Annotated in this window: 21 protein-coding genes; 8 read left to right on the top strand and 13 right to left on the bottom strand. The window is 44.8% G+C overall.

Annotated features, from left to right (window positions below; genetic code table 11):
- From J2Z34_RS01740 to J2Z34_RS01765, 6 genes are all read right to left on the bottom strand, one after another.
- Positions 1-810 carry an ADP-ribosylglycohydrolase family protein gene (locus J2Z34_RS01740; RefSeq protein ID WP_245250463.1) on the bottom strand — a complete coding sequence of 270 codons (810 nt, stop codon included), beginning with the start codon at positions 808-810 and terminating at the stop codon, positions 1-3.
- Positions 807-1,460, bottom strand: coding sequence for a vWA domain-containing protein (locus J2Z34_RS01745; protein ID WP_209458130.1), 654 nt, complete (start codon positions 1,458-1,460; stop codon positions 807-809). The genes J2Z34_RS01740 and J2Z34_RS01745 overlap by 4 nt, the downstream gene beginning before the upstream one ends.
- 130 nt (positions 1,461-1,590) lie before the next feature.
- Entirely contained in the window at positions 1,591-2,583 is a 993-nt protein-coding gene (locus J2Z34_RS01750; RefSeq protein ID WP_209458131.1) for a macro domain-containing protein, read from the bottom strand.
- 219 nt (positions 2,584-2,802) lie between these two features.
- Complete coding sequence (locus J2Z34_RS01755) at positions 2,803-3,738, bottom strand: SGNH/GDSL hydrolase family protein (protein WP_209458132.1); 936 nt, start codon at positions 3,736-3,738, stop codon at positions 2,803-2,805.
- 240 nt (positions 3,739-3,978) lie between these two features.
- Positions 3,979-5,124 (bottom strand): aminotransferase class I/II-fold pyridoxal phosphate-dependent enzyme, encoded by a 1,146-nt coding sequence (locus J2Z34_RS01760; RefSeq protein WP_209458133.1) that lies wholly within the window; start codon positions 5,122-5,124, stop codon positions 3,979-3,981.
- Between the two features lie 84 nt (positions 5,125-5,208).
- A complete protein-coding gene (locus J2Z34_RS01765) occupies positions 5,209-6,087 on the bottom strand; it encodes a rhodanese-like domain-containing protein (protein ID WP_425348030.1) in 879 nt (292 codons plus the stop codon).
- Between J2Z34_RS01765 and J2Z34_RS17940 the strand changes: the two genes are divergently transcribed.
- A complete protein-coding gene (locus tag J2Z34_RS17940) occupies positions 6,017-6,184 on the top strand; it encodes a hypothetical protein (RefSeq protein WP_425348031.1) in 168 nt (55 codons plus the stop codon). The two genes, J2Z34_RS01765 and J2Z34_RS17940, sit on opposite strands and share 71 nt — an antisense overlap.
- Positions 6,185-6,198: 14 nt before the next feature.
- Here the strand turns inward: J2Z34_RS17940 and J2Z34_RS01770 are convergent, their stop codons facing one another.
- Together J2Z34_RS01770 and J2Z34_RS01775 are read right to left on the bottom strand one after the other, a co-directional pair.
- The gene (locus J2Z34_RS01770; RefSeq protein WP_209458135.1) at positions 6,199-7,110 is read right to left on the bottom strand and encodes a sulfurtransferase; all 912 of its coding nucleotides are present in this window, start codon (positions 7,108-7,110) and stop codon (positions 6,199-6,201) included.
- Positions 7,111-7,413: 303 nt separating this feature from the next.
- The gene (locus J2Z34_RS01775; RefSeq protein ID WP_209458136.1) at positions 7,414-8,751 is read right to left on the bottom strand and encodes an SH3 domain-containing protein; all 1,338 of its coding nucleotides are present in this window, start codon (positions 8,749-8,751) and stop codon (positions 7,414-7,416) included.
- 229 nt (positions 8,752-8,980) lie between these two features.
- On the opposite strand from J2Z34_RS01775, the gene J2Z34_RS01780 reads away from it, so the two are divergent.
- The 3 genes from J2Z34_RS01780 (at position 8,981) to J2Z34_RS01790 (ending at position 12,863) form a co-directional block, all read left to right on the top strand.
- Positions 8,981-10,558, top strand: a complete 1,578-nt coding sequence (locus J2Z34_RS01780; RefSeq protein ID WP_209458137.1) for an ArnT family glycosyltransferase — start codon at positions 8,981-8,983, stop codon at positions 10,556-10,558.
- A 416-nt stretch (positions 10,559-10,974) separates the two neighbouring features.
- Positions 10,975-12,261, top strand: a complete 1,287-nt coding sequence (locus J2Z34_RS01785; RefSeq protein ID WP_209458138.1) for an AAA family ATPase — start codon at positions 10,975-10,977, stop codon at positions 12,259-12,261.
- Entirely contained in the window at positions 12,258-12,863 is a 606-nt protein-coding gene (locus J2Z34_RS01790) for a hypothetical protein (protein ID WP_209458139.1), read from the top strand. The genes J2Z34_RS01785 and J2Z34_RS01790 overlap by 4 nt, the downstream gene beginning before the upstream one ends.
- A gap of 82 nt (positions 12,864-12,945) precedes the next feature.
- Here the strand turns inward: J2Z34_RS01790 and J2Z34_RS01795 are convergent, their stop codons facing one another.
- Genes J2Z34_RS01795 through J2Z34_RS01810 form a run of 4 tightly spaced genes read right to left on the bottom strand, consistent with a single transcriptional unit; the run spans position 12,946 to position 16,027 of the window.
- A complete protein-coding gene (locus J2Z34_RS01795) occupies positions 12,946-13,851 on the bottom strand; it encodes a DUF4085 family protein (protein WP_209458140.1) in 906 nt (301 codons plus the stop codon).
- Between the two features lie 2 nt (positions 13,852-13,853).
- Positions 13,854-14,078 (bottom strand): PF20097 family protein, encoded by a 225-nt coding sequence (locus J2Z34_RS01800; RefSeq protein ID WP_209458141.1) that lies wholly within the window; start codon positions 14,076-14,078, stop codon positions 13,854-13,856.
- 16 nt (positions 14,079-14,094) lie between these two features.
- Entirely contained in the window at positions 14,095-15,327 is a 1,233-nt protein-coding gene (locus J2Z34_RS01805) for an ATP-grasp domain-containing protein (protein WP_209458142.1), read from the bottom strand.
- On the bottom strand, positions 15,251-16,027 hold the full coding sequence (locus J2Z34_RS01810; protein ID WP_209458143.1) for a glycosyltransferase: 777 nt from the start codon (positions 16,025-16,027) through the stop codon (positions 15,251-15,253). The genes J2Z34_RS01805 and J2Z34_RS01810 overlap by 77 nt, the downstream gene beginning before the upstream one ends.
- A gap of 88 nt (positions 16,028-16,115) precedes the next feature.
- On the opposite strand from J2Z34_RS01810, the gene J2Z34_RS01815 reads away from it, so the two are divergent.
- Entirely contained in the window at positions 16,116-16,334 is a 219-nt protein-coding gene (locus tag J2Z34_RS01815; protein WP_209458144.1) for a sulfurtransferase TusA family protein, read from the top strand.
- A gap of 41 nt (positions 16,335-16,375) precedes the next feature.
- Here J2Z34_RS01815 and J2Z34_RS01820 read toward each other — a convergent pair whose 3' ends face one another.
- The gene (locus J2Z34_RS01820; protein WP_209458145.1) at positions 16,376-17,275 is read right to left on the bottom strand and encodes a LysR family transcriptional regulator; all 900 of its coding nucleotides are present in this window, start codon (positions 17,273-17,275) and stop codon (positions 16,376-16,378) included.
- Between the two features lie 166 nt (positions 17,276-17,441).
- Here J2Z34_RS01820 and J2Z34_RS01825 point away from each other — a divergent pair, with 166 nt between their 5' ends.
- From J2Z34_RS01825 to J2Z34_RS01835, 3 genes are all read left to right on the top strand, one after another.
- Positions 17,442-18,119, top strand: a complete 678-nt coding sequence (locus J2Z34_RS01825; RefSeq protein WP_209458146.1) for a YeeE/YedE thiosulfate transporter family protein — start codon at positions 17,442-17,444, stop codon at positions 18,117-18,119.
- Between the two features lie 91 nt (positions 18,120-18,210).
- Entirely contained in the window at positions 18,211-18,438 is a 228-nt protein-coding gene (locus J2Z34_RS01830) for a sulfurtransferase TusA family protein (protein ID WP_023384790.1), read from the top strand.
- A gap of 20 nt (positions 18,439-18,458) precedes the next feature.
- Entirely contained in the window at positions 18,459-19,025 is a 567-nt protein-coding gene (locus J2Z34_RS01835; RefSeq protein WP_245250464.1) for a YeeE/YedE thiosulfate transporter family protein, read from the top strand.
- Positions 19,026-19,030: the final 5 nt, after the last annotated feature.

Genomic DNA, 19,030 nt, shown 5'->3' on the forward strand with positions numbered 1-19,030 from the left:
TTAAACAAACAAGTTATTCTTATGCGACTCTCTCACATACTCTTCCCTGAATCTTCTTACTACAGCTCCGAGCCTGTCGTCAAGGAACTCAAAAACCCTTTCTTCAAGCTCTTTCGGTATCCCATATGCAGCCTCAGCAATGCTTCCTGTTATGGCCGCAAGGGTGTCACTATCTCCTCCAAGGGAGATGGCGTTCCTTATGGCATCCTCGAAGCCTGTGCTCTCAAGGAAAGCAGTTATGGCCTGAGGAACAGTCTCCTGGCAGGTCTCATTGAACCTGTAGGACGGTCTTATCTGGTCCAGACTCCTTCCAAGGTCATAACCATACCTTGTCACCACATATTGCCTTATGGTATCCTTGGAGCTTCCTGTCCTGGCAAGGTAGATGCAGGCAGCGATTGCCTGAGCTCCCCTTATCCCTTCCGGATGGCTATGGGTGACTTCAGCGCTGAGAGCGGCCTTTTCCTCCACCTGCCCGATGCCATCATACGCCCAGGCTACAGCTGAGACCCTCATTGCTGACCCGTTTCCATAGCTTCCATAGGGAGCTGTATCTTCTGAAAACAGCCAGCTTCCGAACCGTCCGCCGTATCCAGCATCAGGATAAAGCCTGCCATATTTCTTCATGGAAGAGACGAAGTCGTCCTTGTCTCCTCCATTTTCAATCGCTTCCGCGATTGCAACTGTCATCACTGTATCATCTGTGAAGAAACATCTTCTGGTCAAAAGAGGAAAGTCCTTGGTCTTTATGTTATTCCACTCATATACCGATCCTGCGATATCTCCGATTATTGCTCCAAACATGGTCATCTGTTCCTCCCGCGCTTCTTGAAGTCCTCATCTATACGGTCCTTCCAGTCCTTTGGGATGCTGCTTTCAGCCCTCATGCAGCTTACAGTCTCGCTTATGACCTCATAGTTCAGCTGAGTGCCCTCACTGTCAGCATTGTAGTTAGCCGCCCTGTCCCTGTCTATGCCGAAACGCTCCGCTGTTGCCACAGCATCGATGTTGGCTCCGAGGAACATGAACTCCCATCCATACTTCTCCTTCTGACGTCCTATCATCTGCCTGATCTTCTCATAGGTGAACTCGCGGCTTGCATTCTCCATGCCGTCAGTGGTTATGATGAACATGACGTTCTCTGCCTTTTCATCTTCAGCTGTATGCCTCTGCACATTCACTATCTTGTTCACCGTATTGCCTATGGCATCAAGAAGAGCTGTGCTTCCTCTAACGAAATACTCCTTGTCCGTTATTGGAGCGACCCCCTTAAGGTTTATCCTGTCATGCAGCAGCTCATACCTGTCGTCAAACAGCACCGTAGTAAGGATGACATCCCCGGGTTCCTTCCTCTGCTTATCAAGCAGCGCATTGTATCCGCCTATGGTGTCGCTTTCAAGTCCGCTCATCGACCCGCTTCTGTCAAGGATGAATACCAGCTCAGTAAGATTCTTTTTCATTTTGATAACCTCCAAATCTTTTTTCTGACTTAAGGTTACCATTTAGGAAGGCTCATAAGGTCGCCCAGCAGGCGACAAATGAAAAACCGACTATTCCGGTTAACTGATACTGATGCAGAAGGCCAAGGCCTCATTCCCCCAAAGCAGCCTGCCCGAATCCGTACAACGCCTCGTTTATCTCAAATATGTTATGGATTCCTCTCTCAAGGAAATACTGGATGATAAGGTCCGACTTGCTGCTGTTTGACAGTGCAAATCCCGCCTTCATGAGCAGATCCCTCGTCTCATCAAGGTTAAGCTCAAGCGCTATGGCAAATGCTATGGCGGTAGCCTTGCTGGGCTTGTAGAAGACATCATTCCTGATCTTCGAGAACAGCTTCCTGTCCACGTTTGCCTTCTTGTAGACATCAGTGTCCTTGAGCTTCTTCTCATCAATTAGCCTTATAAGGCTCCTGGAGAAGGTCTCATCCATCTGTCCGATCACCTCATCAAGGCTTCGCCTGCTCTTCCTCGTAGGTGCCTGAGACTCCATTGGAGACATCATCGAATCTTCAAGAAGGTTTCCACTGCGCCTTCTTACTGATACAGGCTTTTCCTCCACATACTTCTCATCTATGTACTGTGTGATCGAAGAGAACAGCTTATTGGAGAGCATGAAGGAATCCCTGTCGTAAACCACCAGATATACAGTCATGTCATTGGACAGCAGGAACTCCCCAATTACAGATATCGCGGTTCTCAGCGCCAAGTCCTTGGGATACCCGAAACTCCCTGAGGAAATCAGAGGAAACGCAATGCTTTCAAGCCCGTATTCCCTGGCAAGGTTAAGTGAACTCCTGTAGCTATCCTTAAGAAGTCCTTCTTCACCAGAATTTCCTCCCCGCCATACAGGTCCAGCAGTATGGATGACATACCTTGCAGGAAGGTCGTACCCCTTCGTGATCCTCGCCTGCCCCACAGGCAATTCTCCCAAAGTCCTGCACTCAACAGCAAGCAAAGGCCCTGCAGCCTTGTGTATTTCAAGGTCCACTCCTCCACCGGCGTCAATTGCACTATTTGTGGGATTGACTATGGCATCTGCAGTTACCTTAATGATGTCGTTTCTTATGATTTCAAGCGGCACGACTCCACCTCCAGTTATTCTTAGCTATCTTCTATATTCAGGGTATATTTAAGCCCTCTCCCCTGATTATATCCCTTTTCAGCATTGTCGAGTACTTTCTCTCTCAAGATAAAGGAACATTGAATAATAAAAAGGATATACCATGAAGGATTTCCCATCCTTGTTCATAGCATATCCTTTTCATATAGGGAAAGTCATATTGGCAAACTGACTTCAATTTTAGAAATGACTCATACAAATCTGGAACTGAAGTTCTGCAATTATCATGTGACCCACTGTATTTGGATGCGGATCTATGCTCATTGCAAATCCGGCCATATTACCAGAAAGTGCATAGGCAACTGCCGCAACAGGGTCGAGCATTACAGGATCAAAATCACCATCATAATATTTGAAGGCATTGTAGACATCAGCCACAGCGAATCTGCCATCTTCCGCTATGCTGTTTATCGTCTTGTTGATCTGGCCTATGCTCTTGTCTACAAAAGCATAAAGCGGATCCTCAGGCTTAAGCGGATTGTACAGGTTGTTTACGATTATCATTGATTCAGGCGCAAGCTGCCTTACAGCTCCAATTATCCTCGGGAAGTCTTTCCTGAAGGTCTGTATCCCCTTCTTGAAAGCTGCTGCTAGTGGACCATCCGGATCGCTGAGGCCTTCGTACCTTGCCTGGGCTTCTACCGGGCCCATTGCCTGTAGACTGGCTACTAATGACGCAATCTCTGTATTATCTATTTCACCATCTACAATAACGCCATATTCGGCAAAAATACCTGCAATGAATGGCTTAAGCAGATTGTTTCCACCTATGTTGATTGTAACCAGGTCCCTGTCCATGACAAGAGGTCTGGTAATCGGGCAATACTTCACCCTCATGAATAGACCGGTGGAGTCAATTCCGGGAGTACCAACATTAACGTAATTTACATCATGAAAAGCATCCAAAGCATCCTCGAGCATATCAGCATAACCAAAATAAACAGGTGATGGTGGAGGAACAATGTATGCAGACATGCCATAGGTTACAGAATCTCCAAGGGCGATATAATGCAGTGTCATCGGATCTGCAGACGCAAGAGTCGACGTGAATAAAACGGTGAAGAGCATGAACATAGCAGCGACCATAGCAATCAGCTTCTTAGCCCGCTTTTTCATATTTGCACCCACCTTATTTTACAGAGGATTCCCTCCGCATATTTATAACCTCATTATCCACCTGTTCTGCTCACATGACAATGCTACTATAATAACTTAATGTTATGTTTACAATATCAGTAAAATTGTTCATTAAATGACTTGGAAATACTTTTGTAATACTGTTGCTTATTTTTCCAGACAACAAAAGGCCGCCTTAGCAGCCTTATAAATTATATACTTAGTTGTCCGGTAAGACTCTTAAACTTCCTTACATTCACATATGGCAGAACATACCCTGTCGATATCCTCATCCTTCAGACCCATGTGCATCGGAAGCCTTAAAAGCCTTCCTGCAACACTGTTTGTAACACTCATGTCACCCTCACATCTTCCTCTGCTTCTGCCTATAGCCGTGTCATGAAGCGGCTCATAGTGGGTGAATGCCTCTATTCTATGTTTATGAAGATGAGCCTTGAGATAGTCCCTTTCCTTCCTGAAGTTAAGGAGAACATAGAATACATGCCCGTTTATACCGGCATTCTTTGGAACCCTGCACAGCTTTATGTATCCTTCCGTTTCAAGTTGACTTAGCTGAGATTGGTATCTTAGCCAGAGCTCCCTTCTTCTGTCAGTTACCTGAATGAGCCTACCAAGTGAAGCTTCCAGGTAAGCCATGGAAAATACCGGCATCTGATACTCACCACCCGGTCTCTTCCACCTGTATGAGCTTACCTTTCCTTCCCTGTAGGCCACCCTGTCCGTACCCTGGTATATTATCTCGGATACTTTTTCCCTATAACCTTCATCTGTTACAAACAGGCAGCCTCCGCTTCCTGCAGAGGTTATGTTCTTTGAGCAGTGGAAGCTTACCGCCCCCATGGCACCAAAGGTACCAAGAGGCTGACCCATGAAGCTTGCCCCGATGCAGTGCGCCGCGTCTTCAAGAAGGACAGCTCCGCTTGCTTTGGCAATATCCATAAGGGACTGTATGTCCGCAGCTACTCCGCCATAATGTATCGGGACTATGGCTCTTGTCCTTTCGGTAATTGCCCTTTCAACTGATTTCGGGTCAAGGTTGCAGGTATCTTGCTCGATGTCAGCAAAGACAATGGATGCTCCAGCCCTGACGAATGCATTGGCGGTGGCAGGATATGTGAAGGACGGGATGATCACTTCGTCGCCAGACTTGAAGTCCATGGCCAGCGCCATTACCTCAAGTGCAGCAGTCGCGGACTGCATGAAGAATGGAGAAGCTGATTCGCTGTAAAGGTCAATTGAAGAAAGCCTCCTCTGAAGCATCTCTTCAATACCGTCATTGTCAAAAAGGCGTCGCCTTGAAGTCTCCGTCGCCCTATTGAATATCTCCTCATCACCAAATGGTTTGTTGAATCTTATCCAATCCATCCTGATTGCCTCCGCATGTTAAAAGTAAGTGCCTTTCCATGATTTTATCACGAAAAGGCACTCTGTTTCCCTATTAGTCTCTTATTACTTTACTACAGGATATCCTGCGTTTGCCCAGCCCTGAGGAGCATTGGCCGCATTTCCCATTCCGCCGTTAAGCGAAACCGCATTGTAGCCCATGAGCCTGAGTCCTGCGACAACCTGTCCTGCAGTCTGTCCGGTGTAGCAATATACAACTATTGTCTTATCCTTTGGAAGTGTTCCGAAGGATGAAGCCATTCCCTTTGCGAAAGGTATGTTCTTTGCTCCTTCGATATGTCCTGCAGCATAGTCAGCCGCGCTTCTTACTGAAAGTATGTACATTCCAGCATCCTTGGCATCAACCATTGCCTTGAGGTCAGCCTCGGAGATCTTGTAGTTCTTGTACTTGGTGGCTGATACTCCAGCAAGGCCTGAATAGTACTCGTCCATTGCCTTCTGTACTGTTGCGTCTATCTTAGTAGGTGTTCCTGTCAGAGTTGCAGCTTCAGTGGAAGTTGCTGCTTCATAGCCTTCAACCTTTGATATTCCAAGGTTCCAGCCAAGATGAACACTTCTTGCAGGTATTCCAGCGATATTCATCGTTGTTACAGCCTGTCCTGCAGTCTGTCCGGTGTAGCAGTAAATATATATTGGCTTGTCTGTAGGTATGCTCTTTAGGCCAGCTGCTATGGCAGGTCCCCAAGGCATGTTGACCGCGCCCTTGATATGACCCTTTGCATAGTCCTCTGCGCTTCTTATGTCTATAACTGTCATGGCCTCACTTGCCTTTACCTTAGCAACGAATTCCTTGTTGTCTATCTTGTAGACATTATCAGGCATCTCTGCGAAGTACTTGGTTACGAGTGCTGACATGTCAGCAGCAGGTGCTGCTGTTGGAGCTGTTGTAGGTGCTGTTGTAGGCGCAGTTGTAGGAACCGTCATGGATCCTGTGCCATTGTCCTTGCTGCCGCAGGCGGCGAGAGACAGAGTGAGCATAGCAGACATCATAATTGCGATAAGCTTTTTGTTCATTTATTAATCTCCTCCAGATGTTTATGATCCGTCCGATGGTCCTACAGGCGCCGGAGTTTCCGGTCCTGCAACAGTGCCCTTTTGCTCCCATTCGACCCAGGCTCCGTCATATACCTTGATGTTAGTGAATCCAGCTTCCTGAAGCAGGGCAGCAGTCTGAGTAGCCCTGAATGAGGTCTTGCAGTAGAGTATTATGTTCTCATCCTTTGTTATGCCCGCATCCTTGTAGAACAACCCCAGGTCCCTTGAGGACATGAAGGTTCCGTCTGAATACAGGTTCTTGGTATGAGGATAAAGTACCGCAGTAGGAATGTAGCCTGCATCATACTCCGCCTGTGACCTGACATCAACAATTACAGTACCATCGACCGGAGTCTCAGTAAGAGACTTCACATCCTCGAAGGTAGCAATCATGCTTGTATCAGCTTCCTTAGCGACATACTTCGTTGCAGGAAGGCTCGCAGCATCAGCGGTCAGCTCCAGCTTCTCGTTGACGAGAGCCTTAGATCCTCCGTTTACGATCATGACGTTCTCGTGACCATATACCTTGAGGACCCACCATACCCTGCCGGAGTATACTCCGCCATTTTCATCATAGACATAGATGATGCTGTCGTTTGCTATTCCCTTTGAACTTAGAACGCTCTCTATCTGCGCCTTCGGAGCAAGCAGTCCCGGGACTGGCGTGCTAACAGAAAGCTCAGTCGGAGTCAGGCTAATGGCACCCTTAAGGTGTCCCTTCGCATATGCCTCCGGTTCCCTGGCATCAATGACAATGACCTTTCCTCCTGAGAGGTAATCCTTGCCTACCTGGGAAGCTTCAACTATATTCTTGGTTCCTGGATAAGTCGTGTCGACGGAACACGCGGTAAGTGAAAACATCAGTACGAGAGCCAGGAATACGATCCTGACAGCCTTATGTTTCTTCGCCATATTTTCCTCCTAAACGAATTTGTGAGATTGCCAAGGAGTGTTTTGTTAATTATCAAACTAAGTAGTCCAAAAACTAACACATCGACCTCTTTTATTATATGGTATCGTTGTAATGAATGGTTATCGTATTTACTTATGCAATATCCTTAAATGTTATGACATTAACTTAACAATAATTCTAAATATCGTCGCAAAAATGTTGTATCAGGTCACCATCACCTCCAGACAGGAATGTACCCCTGAAGCAACATGCTGCAGGGGTACATTCAAAAATCATTACTTTATTCCTAAGGCTGCATAATCCTAAGGCGCCTTCACAAATGACAAGGAGATGTAGCCCTGCTTTCCTGCATAGCTGGTCTTCCCCCACCCGTTTTCCATCTCATCGACATAGACTATTGTCTGGGCCGGGATAAGTATCAGGACAGGACTTTCCGTACCCGGGCTTTCACGAAGATTTACATTCCATTGGGTCATCCTGTGATGTGCAGGATCAAAAGCAACAGGCTTCAGGTATTCCATGAAGCTGTACCCACTCCATCCTGAGGTGTGGACCCCTGCCCATCCCTTCCAGGAAAATTCCGCTAAGACAATAGTCCCTTTGGGAATTACATAGAGCTGTTCTCCTGTTGTTTCAGGCCTGCTTCTCATGACAAGGTTCTCAGTGGTTATTAGGAAATCGCTGTTTTCAGCCACTGAACCATACTCCGATACTATACTGTCAGCCATGCCCTGGATGCGCCATTTGAATTCAAGCCTTTCAGCGGAGTTCGTGTCGTCATAGGGTGCTGCAAATCCCTTAGCCTTTAAGTTAGAATAATATCTTCCAAGTACGACTGCCGTCTTCGTGTCAGGATGCTTTTCAAGATAGTCCTCGTAGGCTTCGAGGTAATCCTTCGAGTAGTCTTTACCATCTGTAACCGGCGTATTGTCAAGGCCACCGAGGTACCCATTAAGGTAGTTCCCAAAATCCCTCAACACATTTCCCTTGAATCCTGATTCAGGGTATTTCTTCATGAAGCCTTCTGCAGCGGCGATCCTTTCGCCAAGCTCGCTGACTGGGATTACAATGCCGGCATCCTTGGCCCATGGCTTATCCGAATCCATGGCCTTGAACCTAAGGTACTCCTCCATTTCAGTTGAGATGTTTCCAGAATAGGACCCCATAAGACCGTAGTCAACTATAGGCTCCACTGTCCCTTCAATCCTAATGAACCTGTAGCCGGCATCCACCATTCTGCTGTAGAGAGCCTTCAAGTCGGGATCCGTTACTGAATCAGGGCTTATGGCCTCTGTCACATCATCAAAATATGGTTCCAAGCCCTGAAGCTTATTCCAGACGTCAGTCATTCCAATCCTTCTGTACGCATCTAGGTATCCAATATAATCAGCAAGTATTGCATCGCTTTGCTCCTCAGATGCCGAAGCCATCATCTCATCCATCTGCTTCCTTATGCCAACTGGGTCATCGGAGGTTTCAAGGCTTTTCCTGAACTCCTGCAAAGTCTCCTCTGTTACCTCAACAGGCTCCTCCTGCTTAGTCTCCTCTGGTTTTCCCGTCTCTGTCGGTTTTTCACCGCCTGTAGTGCATGCTGCAAGGAACAGAGTACAGAAAAGAACTGCTACCAATACTCTTTTCATTTCAACACCTCGCTTCCATCACTTATACCTTGATTATATTCCTTAATCACCAAAGTTAAATTTCAATCAGGATACAAAAATACTTTGTATCTTCTCGCATGACAAGTTAGGAAAATATCCCAGTGAAATTTCCAGCCACTTCTCATACTTTGCAGACTGGTGTTAGAATGTAGAGGTATGGTAGCGTCTAAGTACAAAATCACACCAGTAAGACAAAGGGAGGTCGGATATGAAAAAAACGATAAAAAGAATACTTCCTGTAACCGCCCTCCTTGCATACTTCATTGCAAACCTGGTTACAATCATGGACTTTCCAACCATCCATTCAGATGAGCTGTGGCTTAAAGGACTGACTGAAGAGATGATAAGGAAAAGCTCCTTTTCAGTTACCGAACCTTTCTATGACCTTTATCCCAGGGTGGTACATCCCTTCAGGTGGCTCTATCATAGCCTGGAAGCCTTGTTCTTCACAATTTTCGGCAGCTCAGCTGCTACGTCAAGGATGCTGTCACTTGTTGCAGCTTCACTGGCCCTCATAGTTTTCTACAGGATACTTTCGAAAACCCTTCAAGGTTGGCTTCTTCCAATAGCTGGCACCCTGACCCTTGCACTTAATATCCAGTTCCTATATAGTGCAAGGTTTGGAAGGCAGGACAGTATCATACTTCTTCTGCTCGTTACAGCATACGGAATAGCCTCAGGAGCAATGCTTAATGGCAGAAGGGCACCTTTGACACTTGCGCTTATTACCCTCCTCGGCATCGGTGTCCATCCGAACAGCTTCCTCATAGGAATGACTGTTGCTTCCGTTCTTATAGTCCGCCTGTTCATGAAGGAGATAAGACTAAAGGACCTGGTCTCATATTTCATTGTGACAGGGGCAGGCTTCGCGGCGTATATTGCAGCTGGAAACCTTATGAATCCTGGATTCTTGACTGGATACCTTAAGTTCGGAGAAAGCCTCGGCATAGAAGGCAGTCCCATTGGAAGACTTGAAGGCTTCTACTGGTTCTGGTACAAGCTATACCATAGAATCGGCGGAACCTACGACCTGTTTGACATCCGGATCGAGATAGTACTTATGATTGCAAGTATCTTGCTGATTCCATTGCTGGCACTTGCAATGCGGAACCGGGGATCAGGAATATTCAATATGACATTTCTACCCTGGTCTGCGATACTCGGTATTAACTTGGGGCTTCTTGTAATCGGCAGGTACAATCAGACTTCGGTGGTCTTCCTCATCCCATTTATAATACTGGTACTGATGACTATGATAGATAAAATATTAGAATCTCCCGAACGAAGATGGCTTGCAGCTGCAACTTCAATCTCATTACTTGTTCTCGTTCCTTCAGGATTATACGGAGGCCTTCAGAGCTACAGCGGATCAAAGCCTTACAAACTAAGCTTTGAAGCCATGATTGACGAAATTGACGGAATTGTATCTGACGATTCAGTAGTCCTTGGAAATCTCAACTCAATAGATGCCTTCGATGGTCAAAGGTTCTATGACATAAGGAACCTTGCATTCCTTGAAGACAATGGGATGACCATAGAGGACTACATAAAGGAAAGAGGAATAACCGTAATACTGTTACACGAGGAAATGGATTATATAAGTAAAACCGCCCCGACCTGGGATTTCCTGTACGGCAGTGGTACATACATGGATGAGCTGTTAGTGTATATTTCTGAAAAGACAGAGCTCATCGGTGAATTCGAAAATCCATTATACGCAATGAGAATAACAAGATATTCAGGTACCTATCCCTGGAAGACAAGAATATACCGTGTAAGGCCCTAGTGGCATTGCACGGTATATTCTTGTCTATGTCTATTTCAGATTATATGCAAACATCTATTGCTCTTCAGAATGGGATAAAGGAAGTTCAGAATCAGGCTCAAAATTGCTTGAGATCCATCTGAGTCGGATGTATTCAATAGTGTTTTGTACCTCTTTCAAACTGCTAGGAGTGAAATTAATTCTGTTTTACGTGTAAGCTCTATCTATTTTTTTACCTAAAATTGTATGTCCTTTAACATATTTAGGTTGCAGAAGCAAAATGCCATCAACTCTAGCGATAAATTATTTTTCGTTATCAATCTTTAATCTTATATTATTAGCAACTTTATTTTATTTACGCATTATTTTATTGCGTTTCGTTGGAATGAAGAGTATATTGAAGTTAGAAATTCATATAAACTTGGAGGTGGTCTAAGTTGAAAATTACCAAGATAACTCTTTGTGGATATCGGAATGTAAAAAAAGTTGAAATGGATCTTGATTCAATAATAGCTTTAGTTGCGGTCAACAGCTATGGGAAATCCAATATTCTAAGTGGAATCAAATTCGGAATAGAATTTATAAAAGAAAATCAGGCCCTCAAAAGAAAGTTGATGGAGTTGCATAGTGCAGTCCCGATAAATACCGAAACAGCTTCTGATGACTTCAGCATTGAGTTTACAATGGAAACTACGACAGACGGAATTAGATATTCGGCAATATATGGATATCAGTTCAAATGGTTCAGAGATGATAACCTCGGCTCAAGAATAGTTGGAGAGTGGCTGAAAATTAAGGTCAACGAGAAAGGCCAAAAATACAACCTATTCATAACAAGGGACAGTGCCGGAGCCACTTATAAGTCATCGGAAACTGGAAGATGCACAAATAAAATTAATATTGAGCAGAACGAACTTGTAATCAACAAGTTGATGGCGTACGACTCATTGTACTTTCTTGATATCATCAGAAAAATAAACAGCATTAATATGTACATCGAACGTCATCTTGATGCCAGCCAGTCATATACATCAAATATATTAGTTTTTAATGATTCAGATGAATTGTCACTTAGTAACATTGATAGCATCCCAAGGCTAATTTACAACTTGAAAAACATGCATAGATCCAATTATGACATGCTTATTGATTCATTTAAAACTCTATTTCCAAACATTGATGATGTAGTTGTAGAAAAAATTGACAGAACTGACTTCCCATATCCTAGTTCACGGGAAAAAGTACCTTTTATAGTCGATAACCAGATTTATCTGATGTATGTCATTGACAAAAACCTGAATCAGCCATTGAATTTTAAATATATATCAGATGGCAGCAAAAGGATATTCCTAATACTTGCAAGCCTTATCCTCGCTGGCATAAATGGCTACTCAATAATTGCAATAGAAGAGCCAGAAAACTCCATACATCCAAGGCTATTGCAGAGCTATCTTAGAATACTGTCCCAATTCTCCAATGAGTGCAAAATTATTTTTACAAGCCACTCTCCATATATCATTCAGTATATGGAGCTGAGCAGTATTTATGTAGGATTACCGAACAGGTTTGGAATTGCGAATTTTTCACGTATCAAACAGAGGGCTGCGAGCCGCTTAATCCATGACTCCAGTGATCTTTCTGTGTCAACAGGCGAATACATTTTCAATCTTTTGAGTGAAAATGATGATTCTATTCTCGATTACTATACTGAGGATACACAATGAAAAGAGGAATCGTGATATTCGTTGAAGGTGATACTGAAGATGCATTATACCGCAGATTTAAGGATAAACTCCACTCGATGACAGAAAACCACCGATTTGAAGTCTCAGACCTTATAGTTTGTAACCTAAAAGGTATTGGAAATTTCAAAATCAGAGTACAGCGAAAATTTGAAAAGGATATCCGAAGAAAGCACCCTGAAATAGAGTATACCGTATTTCTTTGTTATGACACTGATATCTTCGATTTTGCATCTAATCCACCAGTAAAATGGACTGAAGTTGAATCAATGCTTAAAAACCTTGGCGCAGTTAAAGTTCATCAAGTAAAAGCCAGACATTCGATTGAGGATTGGTTTCTCAATGACCTGTCAGGATTACTGAAATTTCTGAAATTGCCCCCAGGCACCAACCCGAACGGAAACAATGGTTATGAAAAAATGAAGAACCTGTTCAAAAAATCAAATCGGGTATATGTCAAAGGAGAAGGGATTAGTGGATTTATAGACTCGATTAATTTAGACAAGGTAATGTGCATAAACTGCAACCAGCTAAAACCACTGTGCAAAGTACTAAACGTGCAGTGTCCACGGCTTAATCCATAAGTATCCTACTTCAAACCCGGAATAATTCATGAAAAAGTAAAGGATATGAGGCTAAATAACTTTAGGCTCATATCCTTTACTCTTATTCGAAATCTCCCCAATCCTTCTCACCATGTACCATAAGAAGATTGTCATATGTTACAAAGAAATATGACTTAATTCCATCCTGCCCGGCAAGCAGTACATTAAGCTCGTACCTGTCACCCTTCCAGTAGACTTCTTCATAAAGCCAGTAAAGACCTGAAAGTTCATTCTCCATCAAGGTAATTTCCGGATTAAGAAGGACAAGCCTCTCTACATCAGTGAAGCCTCCACTGTTGTCAAGGTCAATGGTAAGCCTCCCTTTCTCACTAATAACTTCAGTTATCCTGCAGTCATGGAGGTCAAAGCCATCCTTATACAGCTTCCTGATTGATTTCTCATTCTTCAGGTACTTCTGGTACCCCTTGGCTGCTTTTTCGACCTTTCTTAAGTTCCTTTTGGATAATTTCCTGACCTTTTTCAGTACCTTTCCTGTAGCTTTGCCTAACGTAAACACCCTAAGGTCAGCAATCTGTCCCCTGATTTTTTCAGGAAGGTTCACTTCATACCATTTCATCCTGCCTTGAAAGACTTCTTCAAAGATAGCTTCATTTTCTTCAATATCGAATACGACAGGCTCCTTCAATGCTTCTTCATGGACGCCTTCAAGGAGGTCAACTGGTTGGTCAGCCCATATCAGAAGAGGTTTAAGGACAATGTCCTCACCTTTTCCCTGGACAGCTAATGTCTCATCCTCGTCGAAGGTTTCCAGCTCTTCCAAGTCTGAATCATATGTCGATTCCTCTGCCATGCGTCTTTCAAACCTTATGAATTCAGCCAGTTTCCTTTTGTATTGCTTCCTGAAATATTCCTCAGAGAACTTCCCTGCCTTCCTGGATTCTTCCAGGCCGAAATGCAGGTCGGTATTCTGCATGGTAATGTACCACTCCTTGGTGAAATAGTTCATTTTTAATCCTCCTGGTCAAGAAGGTCTATGGTAAGCTTTGAGCAAACGCTGCATTTGTATGCTGTAACCTTCGGTCTTCCAAAGAATCCAGACTTACCGATGTTTTCACCACCAGCAATGAATATCCCGAGCAGTGGCTTTTTACTTGATGACAGCCATTTGAGCCTGTACCTGTCTCCGTATAGATGTCCCTTTTCCATTATGCTGCTGCAGTATGGGCAGATCATTGTCCTCTCCTCCAATCTAAAGTGTCCTTATGAGATTGTTCGCGTCCTTGTCAAGAACCTTCATTGTCCTTCTCAGTTCTATAAGGTTCGCTTCAACCTCCAGCCGTGTTTCTCCTTTGACTATGACATAGCCTGCCCTCTGGGATGCGTTCTCAATGGTTGGCAGTAGGTCGCCGATATGGATATTGTAGCCTGCATCAAGGATGTAAGGCAGCTTCTTAATCTCTTCAACCGGAGTCATGTGGCAAACCTCTCCCTCTCCACAGAAGAAGAGCCTGGTTGAGAACGGCTTCGTATTTTCAGGTTCAGGTGCATGTTGCAGGCTTTTCTTGTCATAGTCCCTGTTAAGGCATCCTTCTATGTTCATACGCAGGACATCGGCTCCGGTTGCATAAGGGATCGTCATGTCCTCATATGCGCCACCAAGCCTGCAGGCAATCTCATTGACCTTGATACCCTCACTGCCAACAAGAAACTGGAAATAGATGGGACCTTCTTCAATACCGAAGTCACAGCAGATCTTCCTTGTTAGCTCCTTCAGTTCCTTTCCATACTGATCCATATGCTTAGATGGATTCTCATGGGAGGTACATACACCGATGTGTTCGTCAGGAGAAAAAGTCACCCTGTCGGTTATTGTGAGTATCTTAACCCTACCCTTGTCCACCCATCCGCTTATTGTAATTTCATCATTTTCGTAGAACTCTTCAACAAGTATCTCATTGCTCCTCGAGTGCTTAAGGACATCATCAAGCTTGCTCCTTACTTCCTCTATTGTTTCAACCTTGAATATCCCTCTCTGGCCTTGTGAGTCAAGTGGCTTAATGACAAAAGGCGGCTTCATTTCGGACAGCTCAGTGTCGCTGAAGCCTCTCCCAATAATACTGAATCTGGCTGTAGGTATCCCCTTCTCCCTGAACCTCTCCTTCATATGCTTCTTATTGGTGACAAGGAGAGCTGTATCGTCACTTAAAAATGATGGTATTCCAAGATTGTTTGCAGTAAGCGTAACTGAAAGAACAGGCTGGTCGGTGCCTGAAGTCATGACACCGTCCACCCTGTATTCCCTTGCACATCTTAAAATATCCTCAGGGCTGAAGGCATCGGCCAGGACCATGTGGTCCGCCAGGCCTTTTGCCTCTGTCCATTCATTGTAGTCAGCAGCTATTGCCTCATATCCCAGAGACTTTATCCTCGAAATTGCGCTCCTCTGGCAGCTGCCCGCTCCAACCATCAGTATCCTCTTCATCGTGCATCTTCCTTTCGCCGAATACCAGACTTTTCAATCCGTAGTTGAACCAGAGCCTGGAACACAGTATGACACATTTCTTAAGGTCATAGCCTGATTTCCCGCATAACCTCTCACGCCTTGATACCTCAACATTTCCAACAAGCTTTGCATACGGAAGGAGCTCTGCACTAAGGTATACGAACCTGTTGCCCGGATCAGCAAGATTCCTGTAGACATTCCTTGAAACAAGCCTGAAGCTTGATACCCTGAGCCCATGGAGGTTTCCATATCTCAGCCTGAAGAACAGTCCTACAAGCTTCGAACCTAATGCCCTCAGACCCTTAGACCCATAGTCCTCATATACACCGAATACGATGTCGCAGCCGTCCTTTGCAAGGGAAATCATCCTCGAAGCATCCCTAATGTCATGCTGCAGGTCGTCATCTATTGTAATTGCCCAGTCACCCTTTGCCATGAGCATTCCTGTGACAAGAGCCCTCTGCTGACCCATGTTGGATCTGATATGGATACCCTTGATCTGGCTGTAGGATTCAGAAAGCTCACTTATCCTTTCGAAGCTGCCATCGCCTGAGCCGTCATCAACCATGATGACCTCGTAGGTATATCCGCATTCTCTGAAAAAGCCGTCTATCTCATCAATAAGCGGCTTTAATGTCTCTTTGCTGTTGTATACCGGAACTATAACTGAATAGTCCACAGTTCACTCTCCCTTCGAGGTTGATGCATAACCTCTTTGGATGCTATACTTCAATTGTGCGCATTACGCATGGAAGGACTGAAAAAATTTGGACAAGATCGACTGCTTCGGAGACATCTGCCCTGTACCGGTAATCAAGCTTCAGCAAAGGATATCCAGCATTGCTTGCGGCGAATCCTTCATGATGGTAGTGGACCACAGCTGCGCAATAGAGCACATGCGTGAAGTCCTTAAGAAGGAAGACCTTGACTGGAACATCGATGAAGTCATGAACGGTGTATGGGAAGTTACAGTATCCAAAAAGTGATCAGATATGGTATTTCAGGAGCCAAAGTGGCTCCTTTTATATTAGCAGAAATGCTTCTCTCCGTTTTCCCTGAAGTACTTGTATACTTCAGAAATCGCTCCTGTCCTGTCGCACTTCTTTCTGGTAACCAGGTATATGGGGAAATCCATCTCAAAGTCCCTTACCTCTATGAGCTTGTATTTCTTCTCATAAAGCTCCTTCTTCACAGACATGTATGGAAGGAAGCAGACCCCAAGGTTGTTGTTGACCGATGACTTCGCTGCAGGCACCGAATCCACCTTGAACATGATGTTTATCTTGTCCATGGTCATGGCCTTCGGCTCTATCCGCTTCTTAAGTGACCTTGATATCGTAAGAGTATCGTCGTCAAGGAGTATGAGCTCGCATTTTTCAAGGTAGCTGACGTCTATGACATCAGGAATATTTGATTCGACGTTGGCAACCAGCACTATCTTCTCGCTTCCTATCTTTGCGAAGTCAAGCTCCGAATCTACCGGCTCTTCAGTTATGAAGCACAGGTCAGTAAGGTCGTTGTGAAGGTCGTTAAGCGAATCGGATGTGTTCTTTGCTGACATTTCAAAGCTGTAGCTCGGATACTTCTTCTTCACCCTGTAAAGAACGCATGGAAGCGAGTAGTCCACCAGAGACAGATATCCGTTTATCCTAATGTTCTCTTCATTAGCGTCAATCATGTCAAGCTCTTCCCTCATCTTGTCATGAATCCTGAGCATGGTTCCGGAGTGCTTGAAAAGGATCTTTCCTGCCTCAGTAGGCTCGACACCCTTGTTGCTCCTTTCGAGAAGCTTGTAGCCCAGCTCGTCCTCCAGCTTCTGGATGGTCTGGCTGAGCGCTGACTGGGAGATATGCTTGCTTCCAGCCACCTTCGATATACTTTTTGTCTCTATGACCTCACGGAAGAATTCAAGGGATGTAAGATTCATTTCAAGTCACCTCAACCTCTATTATATAGCATGATTATTTTTTTGCCATCTGTTTTTCTTATACTGATTCGTCAAACAAGTTATACGTTAACATTGATAATATGGTAACATGTGGTTGTGAGATTGTTAAGAGTATAGCAAACTTATTTTGAAGGAGAGTGAACAAATGGCTGAAAGAACCGGCGCATCATCAAGACGCTCTTCAGCACCAAAAAAGCCGAAGAAGAATCAGATACCGTACGGATTTCTTACAGTAGCCCTGATAGTTGTCGTTGGACTTCTGCTCTATACGCAGAACCCGACAGTGTCCTTCTTCTGGATGATAGGTAATATCTTCGGATTCATACTGCAAAAAGGAAGGTTCTGTTTCACGGCATCAATGAGAGACCCTTACCTTACAGGATCAACATCCATAACAAGAGCTGTCATCATAGCCTTTGCAGTGACCACCATCGGATTCACGGCAATCAAGTACGGCTATCATGCAGCAGGGCTTCCAATCCCAGGCCAGAGCTATGTTGTTCCGATAAGCGCCGCGACAGTGATTGGCGCATTCATATTCGGAGTCGGCATGGTAATAGCAGGCGGATGCGCATCAGGAACCCTCATGAGGGTTGGAGAAGGCTTCGCCATGAACTCTATCGCTTTCCTGTTTTTCATAGTCGGATCCCTTTGGGGAGCACACGACTTTGGCTTCTGGAAAGAGAAGTTCATATCCAACGGACCGACAGTATTCCTTCCCGATGTATTCGGATGGGTCGGAGCGGTAGTGGTACAGTTACTAGTCCTTCTGCTTCTATATATAGCAGCAGACAAGTGGGAAAAGAAAAAGGCAAGCCACTAAAAAATCACTTAAAGTACCAAATTGTCTTAAATTTACAGAAAATGTGTTAAAAACAAAACAAAATAATTTGAATTAAATGGAGGAAATTAAAATGAAAGAAGTTATGCTTGATTGCTTTGGAGAAGCGTGCCCGGTTCCACTCGTAAAGACACAGAACAAGCTCAAGGAGCTCGAAATTGGTGATGTACTCATAGTGCAGATCGACCACAGCTGCGCAATGAAGAATGTACCGGAGTGGGCAAGGAAAGAAGGATACAATGTCGAAGTCGAGGAAGTTGACGACGGCGAATGGGAAGTAATAATCGAGAAGAATAAATAGCACCAGGCGGAGGTGTGGAATTGGAAAAGGAAAAAGAAAAGAAGAAATTCTTTGACCAGATGAAGTCGAACGAGTACTACATCAAGTGGCTCAAGGAGCCCTTCACCTACGTCACAGCCGCAGTTCTTCTGTCTCTGTTCCAGATAGTGTCCCTTGCAGCTACAAAGAACCCCTGGGGAGTTTCAGGAGCCTTTGCAGTATGGGGAGCATGGATATATGAGGCAGTAGGCGGAAGCGTTGACAAATGGTACTACTTCGCATCAGAAGGAATGCAGAACACGCTGAATGGCGGAATAATGAACCACCCCGATTCCTGGAGGAACTTCGGAATAATAACCGGAGCACTTGCTGCGACACTTCTCGCATCAGGATTCAAGTTCAAGAAGATAAAATCCTACAGGCAGGTAATCGCTGCGGTCGTCGGCGGAGTCCTCATGGGCTACGGCGCAAGGATGGCATTTGGCTGCAACATCGGAGCCCTCTATGGAGGAATCGCTTCCCTGTCGCTGTCAGGCTGGGTATTCGCAATAGGAATGTTCGGTGGAGCAATTGTAGGAAGCAAGCTGCTGGTCAAGTACTTCATGTAATTTGG

It is taken from the genome of Youngiibacter multivorans, assembly GCF_017873395.1.
GTDB lineage: Bacteria > Bacillota > Clostridia > Clostridiales > Clostridiaceae > Youngiibacter > Youngiibacter multivorans.

Excerpts from the sequence above, each read along its gene's own strand:
- J2Z34_RS01805 (WP_209458142.1), bottom strand. The coding sequence starts at position 15,327 with ATGAAGAGGATACTGATGGTTGGAGCGGGCAGCTGCCAGAGGAGCGCA.
- J2Z34_RS01745 (WP_209458130.1), bottom strand. The coding sequence starts at position 1,460 with ATGAAAAAGAATCTTACTGAGCTGGTATTCATCCTTGACAGAAGCGGG.
- J2Z34_RS01830 (WP_023384790.1), top strand. The coding sequence starts at position 18,211 with ATGAAAGAAGTTATGCTTGATTGCTTTGGAGAAGCGTGCCCGGTTCCA.
- J2Z34_RS17940 (WP_425348031.1), top strand. The coding sequence starts at position 6,017 with ATGTCAGCAGCAGGTGCTGCTGTTGGAGCTGTTGTAGGTGCTGTTGTA.
- J2Z34_RS01800 (WP_209458141.1), bottom strand. The coding sequence starts at position 14,078 with ATGATCTGCCCATACTGCAGCAGCATAATGGAAAAGGGACATCTATAC.
- J2Z34_RS01775 (WP_209458136.1), bottom strand. The coding sequence starts at position 8,751 with ATGAAAAGAGTATTGGTAGCAGTTCTTTTCTGTACTCTGTTCCTTGCA.
- J2Z34_RS01820 (WP_209458145.1), bottom strand. The coding sequence starts at position 17,275 with ATGAATCTTACATCCCTTGAATTCTTCCGTGAGGTCATAGAGACAAAA.
- J2Z34_RS01795 (WP_209458140.1), bottom strand. The coding sequence starts at position 13,851 with ATGAACTATTTCACCAAGGAGTGGTACATTACCATGCAGAATACCGAC.
- J2Z34_RS01760 (WP_209458133.1), bottom strand. The coding sequence starts at position 5,124 with ATGGATTGGATAAGATTCAACAAACCATTTGGTGATGAGGAGATATTC.
- J2Z34_RS01765 (WP_425348030.1), bottom strand. The coding sequence starts at position 6,087 with ATGACGGTTCCTACAACTGCGCCTACAACAGCACCTACAACAGCTCCA.
- J2Z34_RS01780 (WP_209458137.1), top strand. The coding sequence starts at position 8,981 with ATGAAAAAAACGATAAAAAGAATACTTCCTGTAACCGCCCTCCTTGCA.
- J2Z34_RS01740 (WP_245250463.1), bottom strand. The coding sequence starts at position 810 with ATGACCATGTTTGGAGCAATAATCGGAGATATCGCAGGATCGGTATAT.
- J2Z34_RS01755 (WP_209458132.1), bottom strand. The coding sequence starts at position 3,738 with ATGAAAAAGCGGGCTAAGAAGCTGATTGCTATGGTCGCTGCTATGTTC.
- J2Z34_RS01825 (WP_209458146.1), top strand. The coding sequence starts at position 17,442 with ATGGCTGAAAGAACCGGCGCATCATCAAGACGCTCTTCAGCACCAAAA.
- J2Z34_RS01790 (WP_209458139.1), top strand. The coding sequence starts at position 12,258 with ATGAAAAGAGGAATCGTGATATTCGTTGAAGGTGATACTGAAGATGCA.
- J2Z34_RS01770 (WP_209458135.1), bottom strand. The coding sequence starts at position 7,110 with ATGGCGAAGAAACATAAGGCTGTCAGGATCGTATTCCTGGCTCTCGTA.